Origin of the sequence: Pseudomonas arabinosi, from assembly GCF_047758675.1 — a bacterium.
Taxonomy (GTDB): Bacteria; Pseudomonadota; Gammaproteobacteria; order Pseudomonadales; family Pseudomonadaceae; genus Aquipseudomonas; species Aquipseudomonas arabinosi.
On record NZ_CP180480.1, the window covers coordinates 6,838,217 to 6,861,619 of the forward strand.

21 protein-coding genes are annotated in these 23,403 nt (G+C 60.1%); 3 read left to right on the plus strand and 18 right to left on the minus strand.

The window, feature by feature from the left end; translation table 11 throughout:
* Window positions 1–103 precede the first annotated feature (103 nt).
* The 14 genes from ACMXYJ_RS31645 to hutC all read right to left on the minus strand — a co-directional run bounded on the left by ACMXYJ_RS31645 (window position 104) and on the right by hutC (window position 16,919).
* Window positions 104–1,024, minus strand: a complete 921-nt coding sequence (locus tag ACMXYJ_RS31645; RefSeq protein WP_415758280.1) for an alpha/beta hydrolase — start codon at window positions 1,022–1,024, stop codon at window positions 104–106.
* Window positions 1,024–1,971: a choline ABC transporter substrate-binding protein gene (locus ACMXYJ_RS31650; protein WP_415758281.1), complete on the minus strand. Its 948-nt coding sequence runs from the start codon at window positions 1,969–1,971 to the stop codon at window positions 1,024–1,026. Before ACMXYJ_RS31650 ends, ACMXYJ_RS31645 begins: the two co-directional genes overlap by 1 nt.
* A gap of 232 nt (window positions 1,972–2,203) precedes the next feature.
* The gene (hutG, locus tag ACMXYJ_RS31655; RefSeq protein WP_415758282.1) at window positions 2,204–3,007 is read right to left on the minus strand and encodes an N-formylglutamate deformylase; all 804 of its coding nucleotides are present in this window, start codon (window positions 3,005–3,007) and stop codon (window positions 2,204–2,206) included.
* A gap of 10 nt (window positions 3,008–3,017) precedes the next feature.
* A complete protein-coding gene (hutI, locus tag ACMXYJ_RS31660) occupies window positions 3,018–4,223 on the minus strand; it encodes an imidazolonepropionase (protein WP_415758283.1) in 1,206 nt (401 codons plus the stop codon).
* Window positions 4,224–4,240: 17 nt separating this feature from the next.
* The gene (locus ACMXYJ_RS31665) at window positions 4,241–5,650 is read right to left on the minus strand and encodes an amino acid permease (protein WP_415758284.1); all 1,410 of its coding nucleotides are present in this window, start codon (window positions 5,648–5,650) and stop codon (window positions 4,241–4,243) included.
* A 125-nt stretch (window positions 5,651–5,775) separates the two neighbouring features.
* Window positions 5,776–7,308, minus strand: coding sequence for a histidine ammonia-lyase (gene hutH / locus ACMXYJ_RS31670; protein ID WP_415758285.1), 1,533 nt, complete (start codon window positions 7,306–7,308; stop codon window positions 5,776–5,778).
* A 114-nt stretch (window positions 7,309–7,422) separates the two neighbouring features.
* A complete protein-coding gene (gene hutH / locus ACMXYJ_RS31675; RefSeq protein ID WP_415758286.1) occupies window positions 7,423–8,946 on the minus strand; it encodes a histidine ammonia-lyase in 1,524 nt (507 codons plus the stop codon).
* A gap of 141 nt (window positions 8,947–9,087) precedes the next feature.
* Window positions 9,088–9,918 carry a quaternary amine ABC transporter ATP-binding protein gene (locus ACMXYJ_RS31680; protein WP_415758287.1) on the minus strand — a complete coding sequence of 277 codons (831 nt, stop codon included), beginning with the start codon at window positions 9,916–9,918 and terminating at the stop codon, window positions 9,088–9,090.
* Window positions 9,915–10,766 (minus strand): ABC transporter permease, encoded by an 852-nt coding sequence (locus ACMXYJ_RS31685; RefSeq protein WP_415758288.1) that lies wholly within the window; start codon window positions 10,764–10,766, stop codon window positions 9,915–9,917. The genes ACMXYJ_RS31680 and ACMXYJ_RS31685 overlap by 4 nt, the downstream gene beginning before the upstream one ends.
* A gap of 70 nt (window positions 10,767–10,836) precedes the next feature.
* Entirely contained in the window at window positions 10,837–11,805 is a 969-nt protein-coding gene (locus ACMXYJ_RS31690) for an ABC transporter substrate-binding protein (protein WP_415758289.1), read from the minus strand.
* A 69-nt stretch (window positions 11,806–11,874) separates the two neighbouring features.
* Window positions 11,875–13,347 (minus strand): purine-cytosine permease family protein, encoded by a 1,473-nt coding sequence (locus ACMXYJ_RS31695; protein WP_415758290.1) that lies wholly within the window; start codon window positions 13,345–13,347, stop codon window positions 11,875–11,877.
* A gap of 162 nt (window positions 13,348–13,509) precedes the next feature.
* The gene (hutU, locus tag ACMXYJ_RS31700; RefSeq protein ID WP_415760835.1) at window positions 13,510–15,177 is read right to left on the minus strand and encodes a urocanate hydratase; all 1,668 of its coding nucleotides are present in this window, start codon (window positions 15,175–15,177) and stop codon (window positions 13,510–13,512) included.
* A gap of 452 nt (window positions 15,178–15,629) precedes the next feature.
* Entirely contained in the window at window positions 15,630–16,199 is a 570-nt protein-coding gene (locus ACMXYJ_RS31705; RefSeq protein ID WP_415758291.1) for a HutD/Ves family protein, read from the minus strand.
* A gap of 9 nt (window positions 16,200–16,208) precedes the next feature.
* A complete protein-coding gene (hutC, locus tag ACMXYJ_RS31710; protein WP_177326944.1) occupies window positions 16,209–16,919 on the minus strand; it encodes a histidine utilization repressor in 711 nt (236 codons plus the stop codon).
* Window positions 16,920–17,065: 146 nt separating this feature from the next.
* Here hutC and ACMXYJ_RS31715 point away from each other — a divergent pair, with 146 nt between their 5' ends.
* The gene (locus tag ACMXYJ_RS31715; protein WP_415758292.1) at window positions 17,066–18,430 is read left to right on the plus strand and encodes a formimidoylglutamate deiminase; all 1,365 of its coding nucleotides are present in this window, start codon (window positions 17,066–17,068) and stop codon (window positions 18,428–18,430) included.
* 93 nt (window positions 18,431–18,523) lie between these two features.
* Here the strand turns inward: ACMXYJ_RS31715 and ACMXYJ_RS31720 are convergent, their stop codons facing one another.
* Together ACMXYJ_RS31720 and ACMXYJ_RS31725 are read right to left on the minus strand one after the other, a co-directional pair.
* A complete protein-coding gene (locus ACMXYJ_RS31720; protein WP_415758293.1) occupies window positions 18,524–19,093 on the minus strand; it encodes a lipocalin family protein in 570 nt (189 codons plus the stop codon).
* A 31-nt stretch (window positions 19,094–19,124) separates the two neighbouring features.
* Complete coding sequence (locus ACMXYJ_RS31725; RefSeq protein ID WP_046052167.1) at window positions 19,125–19,379, minus strand: lipoprotein; 255 nt, start codon at window positions 19,377–19,379, stop codon at window positions 19,125–19,127.
* 30 nt (window positions 19,380–19,409) lie between these two features.
* On the opposite strand from ACMXYJ_RS31725, the gene ACMXYJ_RS31730 reads away from it, so the two are divergent.
* Together ACMXYJ_RS31730 and ACMXYJ_RS31735 are read left to right on the plus strand one after the other, a co-directional pair.
* Entirely contained in the window at window positions 19,410–19,562 is a 153-nt protein-coding gene (locus ACMXYJ_RS31730; RefSeq protein ID WP_415758294.1) for a hypothetical protein, read from the plus strand.
* A gap of 100 nt (window positions 19,563–19,662) precedes the next feature.
* Complete coding sequence (locus ACMXYJ_RS31735; RefSeq protein ID WP_415758295.1) at window positions 19,663–21,555, plus strand: methyl-accepting chemotaxis protein; 1,893 nt, start codon at window positions 19,663–19,665, stop codon at window positions 21,553–21,555.
* 117 nt (window positions 21,556–21,672) lie between these two features.
* Here ACMXYJ_RS31735 and ACMXYJ_RS31740 read toward each other — a convergent pair whose 3' ends face one another.
* Window positions 21,673–22,275 carry a DUF924 family protein gene (locus ACMXYJ_RS31740; protein ID WP_415758296.1) on the minus strand — a complete coding sequence of 201 codons (603 nt, stop codon included), beginning with the start codon at window positions 22,273–22,275 and terminating at the stop codon, window positions 21,673–21,675.
* Between the two features lie 3 nt (window positions 22,276–22,278).
* Entirely contained in the window at window positions 22,279–23,289 is a 1,011-nt protein-coding gene (locus ACMXYJ_RS31745; protein ID WP_056741101.1) for a class 1 fructose-bisphosphatase, read from the minus strand.
* Between the last annotated feature and the right edge of the window lie 114 nt (window positions 23,290–23,403).

Below are 23,403 nucleotides of genomic sequence, written 5' to 3' on the forward strand. Positions count from 1 at the left end.
GTAAGGGGTCGAGGTCATCCCTGGGGGGACTTCTATTATTCTGCCGTCCGGCATCATAAACCCGAATTACGCCAATGAGCATGCCTTGCAGAGTCAGAGTTTTTCAGCCGGTTTTTTCAGACAAATAGCCAAGCAGCGTTTCATAGAGTGCGTCGACCTCGGCGACCTGCCCACGAGCCCGCAAACAGCCGTGAACCAACCCCTCCCCGTAATAAAGCGTCGCGGCCACACCTGCTGCGTTCAGTCGGTCGGCGTAGAGCATGCCGTCATCGCGCAACGGATCGAATTGCGCCACGGCGATCAAGGCCGGCGGCAACCCACTGAAATCCTCGGCGAGCAACGGCATCGCATAGGCACTTGGCTTTCCGGTGCCGCGCAAGTACAGGGCGTGATAACAATCCAGATCACTGCTGCTGAGCAGCGGGGCGTCGACGCATTCACTGCGCGACGGCAATCGGTGATCACCGCCCAGCCCCGGATAAATCAGCACCTGCGCCGCCGGCAATGGCTCGCCCGCATCGCGCAACGCCAGACACAACGCCGCCGCAAGGTTGCCACCGGCGCTGTCCCCGGCCACCAGCGTTCGTTCAGGATCGAGCCGGAATGGCCCGGTCCGTAGCGCGCGCCAGACACCCAGGCAGTCCTCGAACGCCGCCGGAAACGGATGTTCCGGCGCCAACCGATAATCGACGGCGATCACCAGCACACCGAGCATCGACGCCAGTTCGGCGCAGATGAAGTCGTGGGAGTCCAGATCCCCCACCACCCACCCACCGCCATGCAGATACACAATGCACGGGCAACCGCTGGTCGGCGGCGAAACCGGTGGTTGATAAGACCGCACCGGCACGCCGGCCAATTCAAAGTCGACCACATAAAGCCCGGCGGAACGCGGCGGGGTAAACGCCCGGCACATCCCGCTGTAGGCCTGACGCAAACCACCGAGGCTGCTGTCGGTGCTGTTGAAGCTGACGGTTTTCTCGACGAAAGCCGCCATTTGTTCGGATAACGGATAGGAACTCATCAAAGTTTCAAACTGCTCTGAACGGTCGCCACGCCATCCTTGCCATCGAAACTGCTGACACCGGCGAGCCAGCGTTGCAGATCCTCGGGATGATCACGCAGCCATTGTCTGGCAACGTCCTGCGGCGTCTTGCGCTCCATGATCGGCACCATCAACTGGCTTTCCTGGGCCGCGGTAAAGGTCAGGTTTTCCAGCAGGCGATTCACGTTCGGGCAGCGCTGGGCGTAGTCCGGGGCGGTCACGGTGGAAACGGTGGCGGCGCCCTCGTTCGGGCCGTAAACGTCTTCGCTGCCGGTCAGGTAGGCGATTTTCATGTTGATGTTCATCGGGTGCGGGGTCCAGCCGACGAACACCACGAATTCCTTGCGATTCACCGCCCGCTGAACAGCGGCAAGCATGCCGGCCTCACCCGACTCGATCAGCTTGAAATCCTTCAAGCCAAATTGATTGGTCTCGATCATGGTTTTGATGGTGGTGTTGGCGCCGCTGCCCGGCTCGATGCCGTAGATCTTGCCGCCGAGTTGATCCTTGAATTTGGCGATATCGGCGAAAGTTTTCAGGCCCGCCTCGGCGACGTACTCAGGTACGGCCAGCGTTGCCTGTGCGTCGGCCAGGCTCGGTTTGGCCATGACTTTCACTTGATTGGCAGCCAGGAACGGCGCGATGTTTTTGTCCATCGCCGGTTTCCAGTACCCGAGGTAGATGTCCAGACGCTTGTCGCGGATGCCGGCGAAGATGATTTGCTGCACGGCGCTGGTTTGCTTGCTTTCGTAACCGAGGCCGTTGAGCAACACATCGGCCATGCCGCTGGTGGCAATCACGTCGGTCCAGTTGACCACGCCCATGCGCACGGCCTTGCAGGAAGCGTCGTCACTGGCCAGGACGCTGGTGCTCAGGAGAGCAGTGCCGCAGAGGATTGAGAGACAGCGGGTGAACAGTCTTTTCATCGGGATGATCTCGTGCGGCAGATTATTGTGAGGGCCGGTGTCTTCATGCACCGTGCCCAGCACATTACGCAGCGTCGAGAGGGTAAAAGCGAACTGTAGCGACCGAGATTTGCACGGTGGCGACAGCACCAAAAAGATCGCAGCCTTCGGCAGCTCCTACAGGATCGGGTTTTCACACGGCCAATGTAGGAGCTGCCGAAGGTTCGGGCCGCGTTCGGACGATCTTTTGATCTTATGCGCCGTAGTGTTTCTCGCCCCAGGCCAGCAGCCCTTGCAGCAATTCCTTGAGCACCACCTGCGTCGGAGCCGCCAGGTCCGGGCGATAGCGGAACGGCTCGAACTCTTCCATGTACGTGCACTGGCCCAACTCCAGTTGCACCGCATGGATGTTCTCGGTCGGATTGCCGTAATGCCGGGTGATGTGGCCGCCCTTGAAGCGACCGTTCAGCACATGGCTGTAATCGCCGTGCCGCGCGCAGATGGCTTCCAGCTGAGTGGCCAACTGTGGATCGCAACTGGCGCCGTTGAAGGTGCCGAGGTTGAAGTCCGGCAGCTTGCCGTCGAACAGGTGCGGGATCACCGAGCGGATCGAGTGCGCATCGAACAGCAGCGCGTAGCCGAACTCAGCCTTCAGTCGCGCCAGCTCGTTCTGCAAGGTGCTGTGATACGGCGTCCAGATCTGCTCCAGATAGGTCGCGCGTTCTGCGGCCGATGGCTCATGCCCTTCGCGGAACAACGGAATGCCGTCGAACAGCGTCGCCGGGTACAGACCGGTGGTCGCACCGACATACATAGGTTTGTCGTCAGACGGTCGATTCAGGTCGATGACGAAACGCGAGTACTCGGCGGCCAAGGTGCTGGCGCCCAGCTCGGCCGCAAACTCGTAAAGCTGCGGGATATGCCAGTCAGTGTCCGGCAGGCTTTTCGCGTCGGGGATCAACCCGGCTTCGACCGTCGGGGTCAGGCGCAGGCCGGCGTGGGGCATGCTGATCAGCAGCGGCACGCGGCCTTGTTTGAAGTTCAGAACCTTATCCACAACTGTTCTCCTAAATGCTCACTTCAACGCCGTGACGCACGACGCGTTTTTCCAGGTCACCGCCCAGCCAGTACGACAGGTCGGCCGGACGATCGATTTGCCAGGCGACGAAATCTGCACACTTGCCGACTTCCAGCGAACCGTGGGTTTCAGCGATGCCCAGCGCGGTGGCGGCATGAATCGTTGCACCCGCCAAGGCTTCTTCCGGGGTCATGCGGAAACAGGTGCATGCCATGTTCAGCATCAAACGCAACGACAGCGCCGGTGAGGTGCCTGGGTTGAGGTCGGTGGCGATGGCGATTTTCACGCCGTGTTTGCGCAAAGCCTCCATCGGCGGCAACTGGGTTTCCCGCAGGAAGTAAAAGGCGCCGGGCAGCAACACCGCGACGGTGCCAGATTCCGCCATGGCGATGGCGTCGTCTTCGGTCATGAATTCCAGGTGGTCGGCCGACAGTGCGTGGTAACGCGCCGCCAGACTCGAACCATGCAACGACGACAATTGTTCGGCGTGCAGCTTCACCGGCAAGCCGAGTGTCTGCGCGGTGATGAACACCCGCTCGACCTGCGCCGGCGAAAACGCCAGGTATTCACAGAACGCGTCCACCGCATCCACCAGCCCTTCGGCGGCCAGGGCCGGGAGCATCTCGGCGCAGATGTGATCGATGTAGTCGTCGGCACGGTCCGCGTATTCCGGCGGCAAGGCGTGAGCGGCCAGGCAGGTGCTGCGCACGCTGACCGGGAGCTCGGCGCCGAGACGGCGGATGACCCGCAGGATCTTGCGTTCGCTGGCCAGGTCCAGGCCGTAGCCGGATTTCATTTCGACCGTGGTCACGCCGTCGCGCATCAGGCTCTTCAGACGCTTGGCGGCGCTGGCGAACAGTTCATCTTCAGTGGCCGCGCGAGTGGCGCGCACGGTGCTGGCGATGCCACCCCCGGCCGCTGCGATTTCTGCATAGCTGACGCCTTGCAGACGCTGTTCGAATTCACCGCTGCGGTTACCGCCGAACACCGTGTGGGTGTGGCAGTCGATCAGGCCCGGCGTCACCCAGGCCCCGTTAAGATCATTGACTGCCGGGTACTCGCCCGACGGCAGTTCAGCGCGTGGGCCGATCCACTCAATGTGCGCTCCTGACGTCACGATGGCCGCATCCTCGATGATCGAGTAGGCGCCTTGCGCCATGGTTGCGACGTGGCAGTGTTGCCAGAGAGTTTTCATCCGTGGCCTCCGTTAGGTTATCGATGAGAAAAAGAAGGTTCACGCTCCACCGGTACTGCCTTGCCTGCCGCCGGTTTCACCCACGTCAGGTAGGCCAGCACCAGCAATACAATCCAGACCACGCCGACGATCAGAGCCGCCTGGGTGTCCGGGAAATAGCCCAGCACGCCAAAGATGAACAGCATGAAGGCAATCGCCGCCATTGGCGCATAGGGCCAGAACGGCACCGGGAATTTCAGTTCGGCGACCTGCTCGGCGCTCATGGAACGACGCATGGCCACTTGAGTGAACAGAATCATCAACCAGACCCATACCGTCGCAAAGGTCGCGATGGAGGCGATCAACAAAAATACGTTTTCCGGAATCAGGTAGTTCAGCAACACGCCCAACAGCAACGCGACACTCATTACCACCACGGTCATCCATGGCACGCCATTGCGCGACAAGCGGGCGAAGCCCTTGGGCGCATGCCCTTGCTGGGCCAGACCGTACATCATGCGGCCAGCGCCGAAGATGTCACTGTTGATCGCCGACACCGCTGCCGAGATCACCACGATATTGAGAATGGTCGCCGCCGAGCTGATTCCCAGGTTGTCGAAAATCTGCACGAATGGGCTGCCTTGGCTGCCGATCTGCTGCCATGGAAAGATCGACATCAGTACGAACATCGTCAGCACGTAGAACAGCAGGATACGCAACGGTACGGCATTGATCGCCCGGGGCAGTACGCGCTGCGGGTCTTTGGCTTCGCCGGCGGTCACGCCGATGATTTCAATGCCGCCGAACGCAAACATCACCACCGCAAACGAAGCGATCAGGCCGCCCACGCCATTGGGCATGAAGCCGCCATGGCTCCAGAGATTGCTGATGTCGGTCGCCTGGGCGCCAGGCGCCGTGCTGATGCCGAACAGCATGATGCCGAAGCCTCCGAGGATCATCGCGACGATGGCCGCGACCTTGAGCAGCGACAGCCAGAACTCCATTTCACCGAAGACTTTGACGTTGCACAGGTTCAAGCCGCCGACCACCGAAACGATGCCCAGTACCCAGATCCAGCGGGCGACTTCCGGAAACCAGAAGCCCATGTAAATACCGAATGCGGTGACGTCGGCCATACCGACGATGACCATCTCAAACGCGTAGGTCCAACCGAGGATGAAGCCCGCCATCGGCCCAAGATAAGTGCTGGCATAGTGACCGAAAGAGCCCGCCACCGGGTTGTGCACCGCCATCTCACCGAGGGCGCGCATGACCATGAACACCGCTGCGCCACCGATCAGGTAAGCGAGCAGGACCGCGGGCCCGGCCATTTGAATGGCCGAGGCAGAACCGTAAAACAGCCCGGTGCCGATTGCCGACCCCAGCGCCATGAAGCGAATATGTCGGGCAGAGAGCCCGCGTTTCAAACCTTTTTCTGACTGCTGCATTGCTCGTCCTTATTTATTCTTATTCGACGCAAAATCGAATCGCGAGCAAGTCGAATCGTCGCACCGTCGCTCCCACAGGTTCAGCGCAATCCAATGTGGGAGCGGGCTTGCTCGCGAAGAGGCCGTTACAGGCTAGGCAGCAACTTCGCCGGTACCAGCGCGTTCAGGCAACGGGACGCCAACAACTCGCTCGCCGCGTTGATGTCCGGCGCAAAGAAACGATCCTTCTCATAGAAAGGCACTTGCGCACGCAGAATCCCGCGAGCCTCTTCCAGCTTCGAAGAAGTCTTCAGACCATCGCGCAGATCCAGACCCTGGACCGCAGCCAACCATTCCACCGCGAGAACGCCGCGAGTGTTTTCGGCCATTTCCCACAGGCGCTTGCCGGCAGCCGGCGCCATGGAAACGTGATCTTCCTGGTTCGCCGAAGTCGGCAGGCTGTCCACCGAATGCGGATGGGACAGCGCCTTGTTCTCGCTGGCCAGTGCCGCAGCGGTCACTTGGGCAATCATGAAGCCGGAGTTCACGCCGCCATTGGCCACCAGGAACGGCGGCAGTTGCGACATGTGCTTGTCCATCATCAGCGAGATGCGACGTTCGCTCAGGGAACCGATTTCAGCGATGGCCAACGCCATGTTGTCGGCGGCCATGGCAACCGGTTCGGCGTGGAAGTTACCGCCGGAGATCACGTCACCTTCAGCGGCGAATACCAGCGGGTTGTCCGAAACGGCGTTGGCCTCGATGGCGAGCACTTCGGCGGCCTGACGGAACTGGGTCAGGCAGGCGCCCATGACTTGCGGCTGGCAGCGCAGGGAGTAAGGGTCCTGGACCTTTTCGCAGTTCTGGTGCGAGTCGGACACTTCGCTGCGCTCGCCCAGCAGATCGCGGTAAGCGGCAGCGGCGTCGATCTGGCCTTTCTGGCCACGAGCGGCGTGGATACGCGCGTCGAACGGCGAACGCGAGCCCAGCACGGCTTCAACGGTCAGTGCGCCCAGCGCCACAGCGCCAGCGAACAGGTCTTCGCCTTCGAACAGACCACGTAGAGCGTAAGCGGTGGACACCTGAGTGCCGTTGAGCAGCGCCAGACCTTCCTTCGCGGCCAGGGTCAGCGGGGTCAGACCGGCGACTTTCAGCGCTTCGGTTGCTTCCATCCACTCGCCTTTGTAGCGAGCTTTACCTTCGCCCAGCAGCACCAGCGACATGTGGGCCAAAGGCGCCAGGTCGCCGGATGCACCCACCGAACCTTTCAATGGAATGTGCGGGTAAACCTCGGCGTTGATCAGGGCGATCAGCGCGTCGATGACCTTACGACGAATGCCGGAGAAACCACGGCTCAGGCTGTTGACCTTAAGCACCATGACCAGTCGAACCAGCGCGTCGCTGATCGGTTCGCCAACACCGGCGGCGTGGGACAGCACCAGCGAGCGCTGCAGGTTTTCCAGGTCTTCGCTGGCGATACGGGTCGAAGCCAGCAGGCCGAAACCGGTGTTGATGCCATAAGCGGTGCGGTTCTCGACGAGGATCTGTTCCACGCAGGCAACGCTGGCTTCAATCTGGGCCGAGGCACTGTTGTCGAGGGTGATTTTGACCGGTTGCTGATAAACATCACGCAGTTGGGCAAGGCTCAGTTGGCCGGGAATCAAATTAAGCGCAGTCACATCATTCTCCTTTTGAGAGTTTTTATTAACTAACCAGACGCTCCGGAGATTTCCGTTGTCCGTCGCGTCTCGCCTTCTGGGGAGCCGCGCCTTGGCACGCTGGTGTGGTGGAAATCAGTTCAGGTTCGGTAACACTTTGTGCAGCGAAATCGGGTCTTTCAAAACGGCAGCGGCACTGGCGATGTCCGGTGCCAGCCAGCGGTCCTGGTCGTAGGCCGGGACCCGCTCGCGCAGCAGACGCCAGGCGGCATCGGTGCCGGCGCCGAAGCGTTGCTCTTTCAAGAATTCAAACGCCTGAGACGCCAGCAGGTACTCGATGGCGAGGATCTGCGTGCAGTTTTCCAGGGCACGATGCAGCTTCAGCGCGGCGTTGGTGCCCAGGCTCAGGTGGTCTTCCTGCAGGCCCGAGGTGACGTAGTTGTCGAGTACCGCCGGTTGCGCCAACTGACGGTTTTCCGCACACAGCGACGCGGCGACGTACTGGACGATCATCATCCCGGAGTTCACCCCCGGATTGGCCACCAGGAATGCCGGCAAACCGCTGACGTGCGGGTTGATCAGGCGGTCCAGACGACGTTCGGCGATGGAACCGATTTCGGCCATGGCGATGGCCAGCAAATCCGCCGCCAACGCCACTGACTGACCGTGCGGATTGGCCTGGGACACCACCCGGAAGTCGTCCGGCGTACCCAGCAGCATCGGGTTGTCGGTGACCGAGTTGAATTCGGTTTCGATCTGCTTTTTCGCGTGCTCAAGCTGATCGCGAGCGGCGCCGTGGACTTGCGGGATCGAGCGGATGCTCAGCGCATCCTGGGTACGAATGCCTTTGCTGCTGGCGATCACTTCACTGCCATCGAGCAACGCACGCAGGTTGATGCCGACTTGCTGCATGCCTGGATGCGGTTTGAGCGCGATGATCTCGGCATCGAACGCGGCAATCTGACCGCGCTGGGCCTCGAAGCTCATGGCACCGATCACGTCGGCCCATTGCAGCAGACGCGTGGCGTCGGCGATTGCCAGGCAGCTGAGGCCGGACATGCACGGCGTGCCGTTGACCAGGCACAGGCCATCTTTGGCGCCCAGCTGAACCGGCTGCAGACCTTCTTCGGCCAGGGCTTGCTGCGCGGAAACGATCTGCCCGCGATAGCTGACATTGCCGACCCCCAGCAGCGCAATGCTGATGTGGGCCATGTGGGTCAGGTAACCCACCGAACCCTGGGACGGCACTTGCGGGGTGATGCCGCGGTTGAGCAGCGCCAGAAGACCCTCGACGACCCGGCGATGAATACCGGATTTGCCATGGCTGTAGTTGCGAATGGCGGCGCAGATGATTGCGCGGGTCTGTTCATCGGCCAGTGGTGCGCCAACGCCACAGGCGTGACTGAGCAGGGTGTTGCGCGACAACTGGCTGAGTTGCTCGTCTTTGAGCGAAACATTGCACAGCGCGCCGAGGCCGGTGTTGACGCCATAGGCGCGTTCGCCGCTGACGACGATGCGCTGGACGATCGCCTGGGCATTTTCGATCCGCGCCCAGACCTGTGGCGACAGCTCAAGTTGTGCGCCATGGCGGGCTACGGCGACCACATCCTGCCAACGCAACGGGGCGTCGGCGATAACGATTTTTTCAGCCTGGGACATCATTAACCTCGTGCGTACAACTTGAATATTGATGCAGCTTCACTGACGCCTTCGCGAGCAAGCCCGCTCCCACAGGGGTACGCATTCCAATGTGGGAGCGGGCTTGCTCGCGAAGAGGCCGGCTCGATCACTGCAAATCTCTCAAACCACCGCCGCCCGACGCTGTACGAACCGATCCACATACTCATCCGCCGGCGAATGCAGGATCTCTCTTGGCGTGCCGACCTGAATCAGGCGGCCATCCTTGAGGATCGCAATGCGGTTGCCGATGCGCACGGCCTCGTCGAGGTCGTGGGTGATGAAGACGATGGTCTTGTGCAGGGTCTTTTGCAGTTCCAGCAACTGGTCCTGCATCTCGGCGCGAATCAACGGGTCGAGGGCACTGAAGGCTTCGTCCATCAGGATGATGTCGGTGTCTGCGGCCAAGGCGCGAGCCAGGCCCACACGCTGACGCATGCCGCCCGAGAGCTGATGCGGGTATTTGTTTTCGTAGCCCTTGAGGCCCACGGTGTTGATCCAGTGCAGCGCGCGCTCGGAGCACATTTGCTTGCTCTCGCCGCGCACTTTCAGACCGTAGGCGACGTTATCCACCACGGTCTTGTGCGGCAGCAGGCCGAAGCTCTGGAACACCATGCTGATCTTGTGCCGGCGAAATTCTCGCAGGGCTTCCATGTCGTATTGCAGGATGTCCACGCCGTCCACCAGGATCGCGCCGCTGGTCGGGTCGATCAGGCGGTTGAAGTGGCGCACCAGCGTCGATTTGCCGGAACCCGACAGGCCCATGATCACGAAGATCTCGCCGGTGCCGATGCTCAGGGACAAGTCGTTCACGCCGACCACGCAGCCGGTTTCGGACAGCACCTGATCCTTGGTTTTGCCCTGACCAATCATGGCCAGCGCATCCTTGGAACGGTTGCCGAAAATCTTGAAGACGTTTTTGACTTCGATCTTGCTGATGGCTTCGTTGTTCATTTGCTCACCTCATGCCGTGCCCGACCATACGCCTGAGTAATACGGTCGATAACCACTGCCAGAATCACGATCGCCAGACCCGCCTCAAGACCACGTCCGACGTTGAGGGTCTGAATCCCCACCAACACGTCTTCGCCCAAGCCACGGGCACCGATCATCGAGGCAATCACTACCATCGACAGGGCCATCATGGTGGTCTGGTTGATCCCGGCCATGATGCTCGGCAGGGCCAGCGGAAGTTGCACGCCAAACAGTTGCTGCCAGCGGTTGGCACCGAAGGCGTTGATCGCTTCCATCACTTCGCCGTCGACCTGGCGAATGCCCAGATCAGTCAGGCGGATCAGCGGTGGTGCGGCGTAGATCACGGTGGCGAAAATCGCCGGGACTTTGCCCAGGCCGAACAGCATCAGCACCGGGATCAGGTACACGAAACTCGGCATGGTCTGCATGATGTCCAGCAGCGGCATCAAGATCGAACGCAGACGATTGCTGCGTGCCGAGAGAATGCCCAGTGGAATGCCGATCAGCACCGAAATGATGGTCGCCACCATCATCAGCGCCAGGGTTTGCATCAGCTTGTCCCAGAGGCCGACCGCACCCACCAGGAACAACAAGCCGACAATCACGGCCGTGGTCACGACCTTGCGGGTCGCGTGCCAGGCAACGCCCGCGACGATGGCGAGCATCAACCACCAGGGTGCCGCACGCAGCAGGCCTTCAAGGTTGACGATGGCCCACAGCAGCGTGTCAGAGATCTGCCGGAACACATCGCCGTAGTTGGTAACCAGCGAATCGACCCAACTGTTGACCCAGTCGGCGATGGAAAAGGTAAAGCTTTCGGGAAACATAAGAGACTCTCAATCAAGGGGTTGCGATCAAGCACCCGACTGCCGCTCTGGGCAGTCGGAGAGGCTCAACCTACAAGGCCGCGTCGATCTTTTTGGCTGCGTCTTCGCTCACCCATGCGTGCCAGACTTCAGGATGTTCCTTGAGGAAGATTTTCGCCAGTTTTGGTGACTCGATCCGCTCTTTGGCCATACGCCCGAGGTTCTGGTTAAGCAGGTCGATTGGCAGGTTGACCTTCTCCAGCACAGCCACCAGTTCCGGGGCTTGCTCGTGGAAGGTCTTGGACACGCCGACCTTGATGGTCACTTCCTTGTTCACGCCTGGTTTCTCTTCGAGTTTGACCAGGTCGACCTGACCCATCAGCGGGGTTGGCGACCAGTAGTAGAACAGGATCGGCTCGCCACGCTTGTAGCTCGACAACACCGCGGCATCCAGTGCCGGACCGGTGCCCGGACGGAAGTTGGTGTAGGTGCTTTCCAGGCCGTAGCTTTTCAGCATTTCGCTGTTGTCCAGCTCACAGGTCCAGCCGGCCGGGCAGTTATAGAAACGGCCCTTGGATGGCTCTTCCTGATCCTTGAACACTGCAGCGTATTTACCCAGATCAGCGATCGCTTTCAGGTCCGGAGCTTTAGGCTCCAGCTTGCGCTTGGCGTCGCCTTCGATCACATAACGCGGGACGTACCAGCCTTCGACAGCACCCACGACCGGAGCGCCGATACCGACAACCTTGCCGGCCTTCTCGGCCTTGTTCCAGACTTCGCTACGACCCACCCACTCTTCGGCGAAGATTTGAATATCGTTGCTGCTCAGGGCGTTTTCCATGGTGATGGAGTTGCCCGGCAGGCTGTCGGTCTTGCAGTCGTAGCCTTTCTCCAACACGACTTGCAGCACGTCGGTCAGCAGCATGGCGCTTTCCCAGTTCAGGCCGGCAAATTTCACCGGTTTGCCCGACTCGCACCAACCCGCCGCCTGAGTGACGCCGGCGCTGGCCAGCAGGCCCATGGAAAGCAATGTGGTCAGCAGGGTCTTGTTCGATTTCATTGTTGTGACGCTCCTAATCATGAGTTGGCTTACGGCAGTCAAGAGGCATCCAGCCCTGTCCACGTCCAATCAGGCCCGCGCCGCAGCGCGACTGGCCCCGCTTGTTATAGGTGCTGCATCGCTGTCCTGCTCGACTGGCAGGATCAGGTGATCGGGTACTGCGCTGTGCCATTTTTTTGCGCACACGTAATACAGGGCTGCTGGAAGCACCAGACCGATGATCCAGGAAATATCCACACCACCCAGAGCGTCCACCAGCGGACCGGTATAAAACTTGGTGGAAATGAACGGCAGTTGCACCAGCACACCGAAGACATAGACGCTGATGCCGAGGGGGTTCCAGCGGCCGTAGCGACCGTTCGGATCGGCCAGCGCCGGCACGTCATAGCGCTCGCGAGTGATGCAGTAGTAGTCCACCAGGTTGATCGCGCTCCATGGCGTAAAGAACGCCAGCAAAAACAGGATGAAGGACTTGAACGCACCGAGGAACGAGTGCTGACCGAGCAACGCGATCAGGGTCGCAGTGCCGACGATGACCAGCACGAAGACCAGACGCTGCAAGCGCGTTACTTTCAGGTCACCACGGAAACCACTGATGACGGTCGCAATGCACATGAAGCTGCCGTAGGAGTTCAGCGTGGAGATGGTGACCTTGCCGAACGCGATGCTGAAGTACAGCAGCGCAGCGGTGGCACCGGTACCGCCCAGACCCACAATGTAGGCCACTTCGTGGCCGGCGAACTGCCCGTTGGCCGAGGCGGCGGCAAGCACGCCGAGGATCATCGCCACCTGTGCGCCAATGACCGAACCCGCGCCTGCGGCGAAGAAGGTCTTCACCGAGGAAGTCTTGCTCGGCAGGTAGCGTGAATAGTCAGCCACGTAGGGGCCGAAGGCGATCTGCCAAGACGCCGCGAGCGACACCGCGAGCAGAAAGCTGGTCCAGCTGAAGTGGCGGATTTGCAGGAGTGCGCCCACGTCCGTTTGGCTCATCAGGCGACTGAACAGGTAAACAAAAGCAATCACGCCAATGACACTGGCAACACGGCCGATCCAATGGATCACCCGATAACCGAGCACCGTCACCAGCACGATGACACTGGCGAAGATAAGGATACCGACGCTGTCGCTGACGCCAAACAACTGGCCCAGCGCCTGGCCGGAAAGGACGGTGCCCGTAGCGGTGAAACCGAGGTACATCAGACAGACCAGCACGATCGGAATGGCCGCGCCATACACGCCGAACTGCACCCGGCTGGAGATCATCTGCGGCAGGCCAAGCTTGGGCCCTTGCGCCGCATGCAGCGCCATTACGCCACCGCCGAGCAGTTGACCGATCAACAGACCGATCAACGACCAGAACACGTCACCGCCCAGCACCACGGCCAGGGCCCCGGTGACAATCGCGGTGATTTGCAGGTTGGCACCCATCCATAGGGTGAACTGGCTCAACAGACGACCGTGTCTTTCCGCTTCCGGGATGTAGTCGATCGAACGTTTCTCGATCAACGGTTTGTTGCCTGCACGATCGCTGTTAACAGCCATGATTCAACCTCTGTGGATTGTTATTCGGTGTTGGTTGTTTCTCTGTAGGAGCTGTGTAGGAGCTGTCGAGTGAAACGAGGCTGCGATCTTTTGATCTTGATCTCCGGCGTCAGTGACGACGCCAAAAGATCGCAGCCTTCGGCAGCTCCTACAGGGCAAGCATTACTTGCCGGTAATCATCGGCAGGTTCAGACCCTGTTCCTTGGCGCAGTCGATCGCGATCTGGTAACCCGCATCGGCGTGACGCATGACACCGGTAGCCGGGTCGTTGTGCAGGACACGAGCGATACGCTCGGCCGCTTCGTCAGTACCGTCGCAGACAATCACCATGCCCGAGTGCTGGGAGAAGCCCATGCCGACGCCGCCGCCGTGGTGCAGGGAAACCCAGGTCGCGCCGCTCGCGGTGTTGAGCAGAGCGTTGAGCAGTGGCCAGTCGGACACGGCATCGGAACCGTCCTGCATGGATTCGGTTTCGCGGTTCGGGCTGGCGACCGAACCGGAGTCCAAGTGGTCACGACCGATCACGATTGGCGCAGACAATTCACCGCTGCGAACCATTTCGTTGAACGCCAGGCCAAGCTTGGCGCGCAGGCCCAAGCCAACCCAGCAGATACGTGCCGGCAGACCCTGGAAGCTGATGCGCTCGCGCGCCATGTCCAGCCAGTTGTGCAGGTGGGCGTCGTCCGGGATCAGTTCTTTTACTTTGGCGTCGGTTTTGTAGATGTCTTGCGGATCGCCCGACAGAGCAGCCCAACGGAACGGGCCGATACCGCGGCAGAACAGCGGACGGATGTAAGCGGGTACGAAACCCGGGAAGTCGAATGCGTTCTCGACGCCTTCTTCCTGGGCCATCTGACGGATGTTGTTGCCGTAGTCGAAGGTCGGAATGCCCATTTTCTGGAAGTCCAACATCGCTTTAACGTGCACAGCCATCGATTGCTTGGCGGCTTTGACCACAGCGGCTGGCTCGGTCTTGGCGCGAGCGCGGTACTCTTCCCAGGTCCAGCCGGCTGGCAGGTAACCGTTGAGCGGATCGTGGGCGCTGGTCTGGTCGGTGACCATGTCCGGGCGCACGCCGCGCTTGACCAGTTCTGGAAGAATTTCAGCTGCGTTGCCGAGCAGGGCGATGGAAATCGCTTTGCCTTCCTTGGTGTATTTGGCGATACGCGCCAGTGCGTCGTCGAGGTCGGTGGCTTGCTCATCGACATAACGGCTGTTCAGGCGGAAATCGATGCTGACCTGCTGGCATTCGATGTTCAGCGAGCAAGCGCCGGCCAGGGTCGCGGCCAGAGGTTGAGCGCCGCCCATACCGCCGAGGCCTGCGGTCAGGACCCAACGACCTTTCAGGTCATCGTTGTAGTGTTGGCGACCGGCTTCGACGAAGGTTTCGTAGGTGCCTTGAACGATGCCCTGGCTGCCGATGTAGATCCAGCTGCCGGCAGTCATCTGGCCGTACATGGCCAGGCCTTTGGCGTCGAGTTCGTTGAAGTGTTCCCAGCTCGCCCAGTGTGGCACCAGGTTGGAGTTGGCGATCAGCACGCGCGGTGCATTGGTGTGGGTCTTGAACACGCCGACCGGCTTGCCGGATTGCACCAGCAGGGTCTCGTCGTCATTCAGGTTGGTCAGGCTTTCGACGATCTTGTCGTAGCATTCCCAGTTACGCGCCGCACGACCGATACCACCGTAAACCACCAGTTCTTTAGGGTTCTCGGCGACTTCCGGGTCGAGGTTGTTCATCAGCATGCGCAGCGGCGCTTCAGTCAGCCAGCTCTTGGCGGTCAGCTTGTTACCGCGGGCAGCGCGGATTTCAACGTCACGAAACTTGGTCATTTTATTGTCAGTCACGAAAGAGACTCCTCAGCGATCAATCCAAACCTGAATCAGTGGACGTTGCGAGGAGTCTCGATCGACTCATACGCATACGTCTTTACTTGTACATACAAGCATATGCAATCAAGCGGCCAACTTGCTGGGTGAGTGTTCAAGAAAAGTTTTGAAAGGGCTGGAAAGCGCCTGGATCAAGGGTTCTGGCAAAGATGAAATTTTTCGGGGGGATTTTGCGAGGGGGATGACGGCTGTTACTTGGGCGTGGTTTTGCGCCACGCTGGGGCGTTCGGTAACAAGTTGGTGCGCAGTTTCGAATCAGATGATCGTTCCCACGCTCTGCGTGGTAACGCCGCCAGGGACGCTCCGCGTCCGCTGTTGCGACGGTGACGCGGAGCGTCACGGGATGCATTCCCACGCGGGAGCGTGGGAACGATCAGTCTTTTGGGGATTTTGAATCAGCGTGCGATCAGCTCGATCACACAGCACGGGCCATTGCTGGAGACTTCCAGCAGGCCAACGTTACCGTCGAATTGCAGGCAATCATGGCGACCGAGTTGGGAGGCGCTGTTACCGACCTTCACTTCAAGCTCGTCGGTGACGCTGAACACCAGCACAGTGCCTGCCGAGCTGAAAAACCGCTGCTCGCCGTCCAGCCACTGTAATCGCGCGCTATAACGCTGCGGTGCATAAATCAGGTTGAAGTCGCGGATCGGCCCACCGAGCAATGTGCAGGAGACCTGGCTCTCGCCGCTGAAAGCAAATGGGTCCAGCGGTAACAGTGGCTGCGTGTCCTGGCCATCTACCCGCAAGGTCATGCCGTCGCCTTGCAGCACAGTGATCACCCGCTCATAGCCGGCGAATGTCGAGAAGCCGCCCGACTCACCGATGTCGGCAATCGACAGGCGCCAGCCGAAACCATCAAGACCGGTGCCCGCATCACGGGTGATTTCTTCAGTGCTGCCGCCGCCGTTTTTCCATGGCATGCGTGGGTAATCTTTTGCGCGTAGAACCTTCATCTCACTCATTTATGCACTCTATTTATGAAAGCGACCTTCCAGACGATGACGGGAACCAGGGTGGATCAAACGGGCGGCGGTCACTGGCTGACGGCCGGACCAGGTGCGGCGACGAATCAGCAGGCACGGCTCGCCCTTTTCAATCTGCAGCAACTTGCACTCGCTGGCTTCGGCCAGAATCGCCTCGACCACGTGCTCGCCTTCCGTCAGCGGCGCGACCTGGTTCAGATAGGCGTATGGCGTTTGCAGGGTGAAGTCCTGCTTGAGGTAGTCCGGCGCCACGAGTGCGTTGACGAACCGGTCTTCGATTTGCACCGGGATATCGTTTTCGAAATGCACGATCAGCGAGTGAAAGACTTTCTGGCCTTCGCGCATGTCCAGCGCCAGTGCCCGCTCGGAACCGGCGGCCTCTTCCTCGAGGGTGATGACCTTGCAGGTATGGCGATGGCCACGGGAGGCGATTTCGTCGGCGATGTTGTGGACTTCAAACAGCGCGGACTGACTTTTCGGCTCGGCGACGAACGTGCCAACACCCTGCATGCGCACCAGCAAACCGTCGGCGGTCATCTCCCGCAGGGCGCGGTTGATGGTCATGCGGCTGAAACCCAGCTGGTTGACCAGCTCGCTTTCCGACGGAACGCGGTAGTGCGGCGGCCAGTTTCCACTGTCGATTTGCTGGGTGATCATCTGTTTGACGCGGGCGTACAAGGGCGCCGGACTGTCGCCCATGTTCGCGGCCAACGGTGACACTTGGGGCGGAGTCGGCACGGTTAATCCTTGGTCGTTTAGTAAAGGTTGCTAGCTTGCCGGAGTTTACCGAGCAGGCAAACGTCTGTATATGTATATACAAATAACACACGATGGGGTGCTGAACCATGTCCGCCTTCTTTGCCGAACGCGCGCTGCTGCCTAGTGGATGGGCCAACAATGTACGTCTTGAGGTCAGCGCCGATGGCGTGTTGACCCATATCCAGGCCGATTCCAACGCAGATGGCGCCGAACGGCTAAGCGGTCCGCTGCTGCCGGGAATGCCGAATCTACACTCCCACGCCTTCCAGCGGGCCATGGCCGGGCTGGCGGAAGTGGCGGGTAATCCGAATGACAGTTTCTGGACCTGGCGCGACTTGATGTATCGCCTCGTCGGAAAAATCAGCCCGGATCAACTCGGCGTAATCGCCCGTCAGCTGTACATCGAAATGCTCAAGGCCGGTTACACCTCGGTCGCGGAATTTCATTACGTACACCACGACACCAACGGCCAGCCTTACGCTGACCCGGCCGAACTGGCGCTACGCATCAGTCAGGCCGCCAGCTCCGCCGGTATCGGCCTGACCCTGCTGCCGGTGCTCTACAGCCATTCCGGTTTCGGCGGCCAGGCCCCGAACGAAGGCCAGCGCCGCTTTATCAACAGCACCGAAAACTACCTCAAGCTTCAATCGCGCTTGCAGCCGATCCTGGCGCAGCAGCCAGCGCAGTCGCTGGGTTTGTGTTTCCACTCGTTGCGAGCGGTAACACCGCAGCAAATCAGCGAAGTGCTGGCCGCCAGCGACCAGCAATGCCCGGTACACATTCACATCGCCGAACAGCAGAAGGAAGTCGACGACTGCCTGAGCTGGAGCGGTCGTCGTCCGCTCCAATGGCTGTACGAAAACACCGAGGTCGATCAGCGCTGGTGCCTGGTTCACGCGACCCACGCCAACCCGGAAGAAGTCACGCTGATGGCCAAGAGTCGCGCCATCGCCGGCTTGTGCCTGACGACCGAAGCCAACCTCGGCGACGGGATCTTCCCGGCGGTGGATTTCCTCGCTCAGGGCGGGCGCATGGGCATCGGTTCCGACAGCCATGTGTCTTTGAGCGTGGTGGAAGAATTGCGCTGGCTGGAATACGGCCAGCGCCTACGCGACCAACGCCGTAATCGTTTGTATGGCGCGGATCAGCCGATGGTTGGCCGCACGCTGTACGACGCGGCGCTGGATGGTGGGGCTCAAGCGCTGGGTCAGTCGATTGGTGCGCTGGAAGTTGGCAAACGTGCGGATTGGCTGGTGCTGGATGGCAACGATCCGTACCTGGCGACGGCCAGCGGCGACGGGATTCTCAATCGTTGGTTGTTTGCCGGTGGCGATCGCCAGGTGCGCGATGTGCTGGTCAATGGCCAGTGGGTTGTGCGCGACGGGCGTCATGCGGGCGAAGAAGAAAGTAATCGCGCGTTCACCCAAGTCCTGCGCGACTTGCTCGGTTAAAAGCAAAAGATCGCAGCCTCCGGCAGCTCCTACAGAATCACTCGATCCCTGTAGGAGCTGCCGGAGGCTGTGATCTTTTTTTCAGCCGCACCGTTAGTTCGAAATCTTGGCCATCTGCGTATCGGTCGCGCGCCAGATCAGCCGCGTAGTGTCGTAACCCTGCTGACGCGCCTTGCTCAGCAGTTCCTCACGCACTACACCATTGACCGTCGGGGTCCGTGACAGCAGCCACAGATACTTGCGGCTTGGATCGCCAACAATGGCGGTCTTGTAGTCATCGCTGACGTACAACACCCAGTACTCACCCTTCGCCACACCCGGAATCAACCGCGAAAACCAGGTATCGAACTCGACCCACAGCTTGTCGGTTTTGCCCGACTCCTGTGGCCAGGCCACGCCTTTGGCCTCTTCCCATTGCCAGTCTGCCGTCAGGCAGCGATTGAGCACCAACACTTTGCCGTCAGGCTTGAGCGTGTAATGGGCTTCGGATTGTGCGCAGTTGCGTTGGAAATACATCGGCAGACGAGCCAACTCGTACCAGGTCCCTTGGTACTTCTTGAGATTGACGCTATTGGCGGTTTTCGGTGCCAACGGATCTACGCCAGACGTGGCGCAGCCGGCCAATACCAGGCCGGCTAAAAGAACTATCAATAACCGCTTCATTGTTTTTCTCCCGTGGGCGTATAACCCCGGTTTACTTCAGGCCTTGGCCGGAAAACATCAGCACTTTGTCACCGGCGTACTGCACGCTGATAAAGCTGTTCTTGTCGCCCCAAGTACAACTGGACATACCGAGCGCGCCCGAGCAATCGGCGGGTTTGCCCAGCAAGGTTTCTACTTCGGCCTTGGGCATGCCTGACGACAGCTTCGAGTAGTTTTCCTGATTAACCTTGCTGCACGCGGCCAACAACACGCAGAACGAAAGCAGGGCAATAGAACGCAGCGACATGGTGTAGCTCCTGGGGCGAAGGGGAATGGCATGACTGCCAAGCAGAAGCTTAGAAGAGAAAACCCCTGTCTGGTTCCCTGGCCGACCGGCTATTTATCAGGCCGCTCGTCTGCCTTGTTTCGAAAAATCAGCAACTTTCTTTCGCTATTAAGTATTTCGTCGGTTTTCGCAAAAGCCGCCTAATCTTTGACGCCGGTCAGTCGACATAAAAGCAGCGCAATGCCCATGACTGTGGCAAATTGACGCCCCTTTGTTGACCAGCCTCTCCGCGGTAGCTCATTTAATGACCAGAAACATGAAGTTCAGCCACAAGATCTTGTTGGCTGCCGCCCTCGTGGTGGCCGTCGCATTCGCTTGTTTCATCCTCTTCAACGACTACCGTCAGCGGCAAACCCTGCGCAGCAGTACCGAATCCTCGATGCAGGAACTCGGCAGCCTGACCACCAGCAACATTCAGACCTGGCTGGAAAGTCGCATCCAGTTGCTGCAATCGCTGTCCCAGCAGATCGCCGTGGACGGCAGCGCCCAGGCCAACCTCAAGCGCGCCATCGACCTGCCCGCCTACACCAGTAATTTCCAGTTGAGCTACTTCGGTGGCACCGACGGCGTGATGTTCTCGGTCCCGGCCGGCAATCGCGCAGCGGATTACGATCCCCGCGCCCGTGGCTGGTACAAGGCGGCCAACGGTGCGCAACAGACCATCGTCACCGAACCCTACATCGCCGCGTCGTCGGGCAAACTGGTGATCACCGTCGCCACGCCGGTGAAACATCAGAATCAAATGATCGGCGTCGCTGGCGCTGACATCGACTTGTCCAGCGTCAGCGCGATCATCAACTCGCTGAACTTCGGCGGCCACGGCCACGCGTTTATCGTTAGCGCCGACGGCAAAATCCTGATCCACCCGGACAGCAAACTGGTGCTCAAGAGCCTGACCGACGCCTACCCGAACGGTGCGCCGAACGTCAGCCCGGGCATGAAAGAAGTCGAGATCGACGGCAAGACCCAATTCATCTCCTTTACCCACGTCAACGGTGTGCCCTCGGCAGACTGGTACGTGGCGCTGGTGCTGGATCAGGACACCGCGTTCTCGATGCTCAGCGAGTTCCGCACCTCGGCGATCATCGCCATGGTCATTGCCGTGGTGATCATCATCGCGTTTCTGGGCATGTTGATCAGCTTCCTGATGCAGCCGCTGCTGACCATGGGCCGCACCATGCATGACATCGCCGAAGGCGAAGGTGACCTGACCAAACGCCTGACCATTCACGGCCACGATGAATTCGGTGCCCTGGGCACCTCGTTCAACCGTTTTGTGGAGCGCATTCACACCTCGATTCGCGAAGTGTCCTCGGCCACCGGCCAAGTCAATGAAGTCGCCTTGCGTGTGGTGGCCGCGTCGAACTCGTCGATGTTCAACTCCGACCAGCAAGCCTCGCGCACCAGCAGCGTCGCCGCCGCCATCAACGAACTGGGCGCCGCCGCCCAGGAAATCGCCCAGAACGCCGCCCTCGCCTCTCAACATTCGAGCGATGCTCGCGCATTGGCCGAGGACGGCCAGCAGGTCGTGGATAAAACCATCGCGGCGATGCAGCAGCTCTCGGCGAAGATCAGCGATTCGTGCGGCAACATCGAAACGCTCAATAGCAACACCGTGAACATCGGGCAGATTCTGGAAGTGATCACCAGCATCTCCCAGCAGACCAACCTGCTGGCACTCAACGCCGCCATCGAAGCGGCCCGTGCCGGTGAAGCCGGTCGTGGTTTTGCCGTGGTGGCAGACGAAGTGCGTAACCTCGCGCACCGTACTCAGGATTCGGCGCAGCAAGTGCAGAAGATGATCGAGAAACTGCAAGTCGGCGCCCGGGAAGCCGTGATCACCATGACCGACAGCCAGCGCCAGAGCGAAAGCAGCGTCGGCATCGCCAACCAGGCGGGCGAACGTCTGGGCAGCGTGACCCAGCGTATCGGTGAGATCGACGGGATGAACCAGTCGGTGGCCACTGCGACGGAAGAGCAAACGGCGGTGGTGGAGTCGATCAACGTCGACATTACCGAGATCAACATGCTGAACCAGGAAGGCGTGGAGAACTTGCAGTCGACGTTGCGCGCGTGTTCGGATCTTGAGCAGCAGGCGGCGCGGTTGAAGCAGTTGGTTGGCAGCTTCCGGATTTAAGCTGCTTTCACTGGCCCCATCGCCAGCAGGCTGGCTCCCACAGGGGATGTGTGAACGACACAAACCCAATGTGGGAGCCAGCCTGCTGGCGATGACGGCATCAGCCGCAAGGAAAATCTAAAACCTGGACCCAGGCCCCGAAAGAAACGCCAACTCCTCAGCCGTAGACTCCCGCCCCAACACCGCATTGCGATGCGGAAACCGTCCAAACCGCGCAATCACTTTCTGATGCCGTTCGGCATAATCCAGGTTATCGGCAAACACCGCCCGATCAGCCTCAGGCTGCTGCGCCACCAACTCGATAAATCGCGAAACCGCTTCGTTCTGCACCGCCAGATTTTCGCAATGCTCGAACACCAGGTAGATGAACACTCGCTGGATGGGCTGCAACTGCCGATCGAAATCCGCAGCAATGCCTTGCGCCACCAGTGCCTGAGCCCTGAGATCGCCTGAAAAGGATTTGGGAGTGTCGCGAAAGATCATTCGCGGGAGTTGATCGAGCAATAGCACCAGAGCCAGCCAACCTTCGGGGCGTTGCGCCCACTCGGTCAATCCGCCGGCCAGTGCCTGCTCGACCCAGTCCCCGAAACGCGTGCGCGCTTCGAGGTCCTGGCTGTCGCGCTTGCCAAACCATAACTTGCCCTTGTCAGCCGCTATTTCGTTGGGGGATTCGAGGGTTCCGAACCACCATTCGAGCAACGGCTGCCAGGGCGCGGTCATGGTTTATTCCTTGTGGTAAGCCGTGACGCGTTCGACTTCTTCTTTCGAACCGAGGAACACCGCTACGCGCTGGTGCAAGCCGTCAGGCTTGATGTCGAGGATGCGCTGATGGCCATCGGTGGAAGCGCCGCCAGCCTGTTCCACCAGGAACGACATCGGGTTGGCTTCGTACATCAGACGCAGCTTGCCCGGCTTGGACGGCTCGCGACTGTCGCGTGGGTACATGAACAGACCGCCACGGGTCAGGATACGGTGCACGTCCGCGACCATCGCGGCGACCCAGCGCATGTTGTAGTTCTTTTTCAGCGGGCCTTCTTCGCCGGCCAGCAATTCGCCGACGTAGCGTTGTACCGGCGCTTCCCAGTGACGCTGGTTGGACGCGTTGATCGCGAATTCCTGAGTAGATTCCGGAATCTTGATGTCTTCATGGGTCAGCACGAAGCTGCCCATTTCGCGGTCCAGGGTGAAACCTTTTACGCCGTCGCCCAGGGTCAGGATCAGCATGGTCTGTGGACCGTAGATCGCGTAACCGGCAGCCACTTGCTCGGTGCCTGGCTGCAGGAAAGCCTTTTCGTTCAAAGGCTCGTTTTGGCTCAGGTATTCGTTCGGGCAACGCAGCACCGAGAAGATAGTACCGACCGGCGCGTTGATATCGATGTTCGACGAGCCGTCCAGTGGGTCGAATACCAGCAAGTACGCGCCTTTCGGGTATTTGCCCGGGATCTGGTAGGCGTTGTCCATTTCTTCGGACGCCATGCCGGCCAGGTGACCGCCCCATTCGTTGGCTTCGAGCAGGATCTCGTTGGAGATCACGTCGAGTTTCTTCTGCACTTCACCTTGGACGTTTTCAGTGCCCATGCTGCCCAGAACACCACCGAGGGCGCCTTTGGACACGGCGTGGTTGATCTCTTTGCAAGCACGCGCCACCACTTCGATCAGAAAACGCAGATCGGCAGGGGTGTTGTTGCTACGGGTCTGCTCAATCAAATAGCGACTCAGGGTAACGCGGGACATGGAAGGCTCCGGTGGAATGGGGGGCTAAAAACCCGCGCAGTTTAACGCGAGTCGGGGCGCATTTCCTCCTATCAGACGTGTTACACCCAATAGAGTTCATGCGCCCGGTTGAGC

Excerpts from the sequence above, each read along its gene's own strand:
- ACMXYJ_RS31645 (WP_415758280.1), bottom strand. The coding sequence starts at position 1,024 with ATGAGTTCCTATCCGTTATCCGAACAAATGGCGGCTTTCGTCGAGAAA.
- ACMXYJ_RS31650 (WP_415758281.1), bottom strand. The coding sequence starts at position 1,971 with ATGAAAAGACTGTTCACCCGCTGTCTCTCAATCCTCTGCGGCACTGCT.
- hutI (WP_415758283.1), bottom strand. The coding sequence starts at position 4,223 with ATGAAAACTCTCTGGCAACACTGCCACGTCGCAACCATGGCGCAAGGC.
- ACMXYJ_RS31665 (WP_415758284.1), bottom strand. The coding sequence starts at position 5,650 with ATGCAGCAGTCAGAAAAAGGTTTGAAACGCGGGCTCTCTGCCCGACAT.
- hutH (WP_415758286.1), bottom strand. The coding sequence starts at position 8,946 with ATGTCCCAGGCTGAAAAAATCGTTATCGCCGACGCCCCGTTGCGTTGG.
- ACMXYJ_RS31680 (WP_415758287.1), bottom strand. The coding sequence starts at position 9,918 with ATGAACAACGAAGCCATCAGCAAGATCGAAGTCAAAAACGTCTTCAAG.
- ACMXYJ_RS31685 (WP_415758288.1), bottom strand. The coding sequence starts at position 10,766 with ATGTTTCCCGAAAGCTTTACCTTTTCCATCGCCGACTGGGTCAACAGT.
- ACMXYJ_RS31690 (WP_415758289.1), bottom strand. The coding sequence starts at position 11,805 with ATGAAATCGAACAAGACCCTGCTGACCACATTGCTTTCCATGGGCCTG.
- ACMXYJ_RS31695 (WP_415758290.1), bottom strand. The coding sequence starts at position 13,347 with ATGGCTGTTAACAGCGATCGTGCAGGCAACAAACCGTTGATCGAGAAA.
- hutU (WP_415760835.1), bottom strand. The coding sequence starts at position 15,177 with ATGACCAAGTTTCGTGACGTTGAAATCCGCGCTGCCCGCGGTAACAAG.
- ACMXYJ_RS31705 (WP_415758291.1), bottom strand. The coding sequence starts at position 16,199 with ATGAGTGAGATGAAGGTTCTACGCGCAAAAGATTACCCACGCATGCCA.
- hutC (WP_177326944.1), bottom strand. The coding sequence starts at position 16,919 with ATGGGCGACAGTCCGGCGCCCTTGTACGCCCGCGTCAAACAGATGATC.
- ACMXYJ_RS31715 (WP_415758292.1), top strand. The coding sequence starts at position 17,066 with ATGTCCGCCTTCTTTGCCGAACGCGCGCTGCTGCCTAGTGGATGGGCC.
- ACMXYJ_RS31720 (WP_415758293.1), bottom strand. The coding sequence starts at position 19,093 with ATGAAGCGGTTATTGATAGTTCTTTTAGCCGGCCTGGTATTGGCCGGC.
- ACMXYJ_RS31725 (WP_046052167.1), bottom strand. The coding sequence starts at position 19,379 with ATGTCGCTGCGTTCTATTGCCCTGCTTTCGTTCTGCGTGTTGTTGGCC.
- ACMXYJ_RS31730 (WP_415758294.1), top strand. The coding sequence starts at position 19,410 with ATGACTGCCAAGCAGAAGCTTAGAAGAGAAAACCCCTGTCTGGTTCCC.
- ACMXYJ_RS31735 (WP_415758295.1), top strand. The coding sequence starts at position 19,663 with ATGACCAGAAACATGAAGTTCAGCCACAAGATCTTGTTGGCTGCCGCC.
- ACMXYJ_RS31740 (WP_415758296.1), bottom strand. The coding sequence starts at position 22,275 with ATGACCGCGCCCTGGCAGCCGTTGCTCGAATGGTGGTTCGGAACCCTC.
- ACMXYJ_RS31745 (WP_056741101.1), bottom strand. The coding sequence starts at position 23,289 with ATGTCCCGCGTTACCCTGAGTCGCTATTTGATTGAGCAGACCCGTAGC.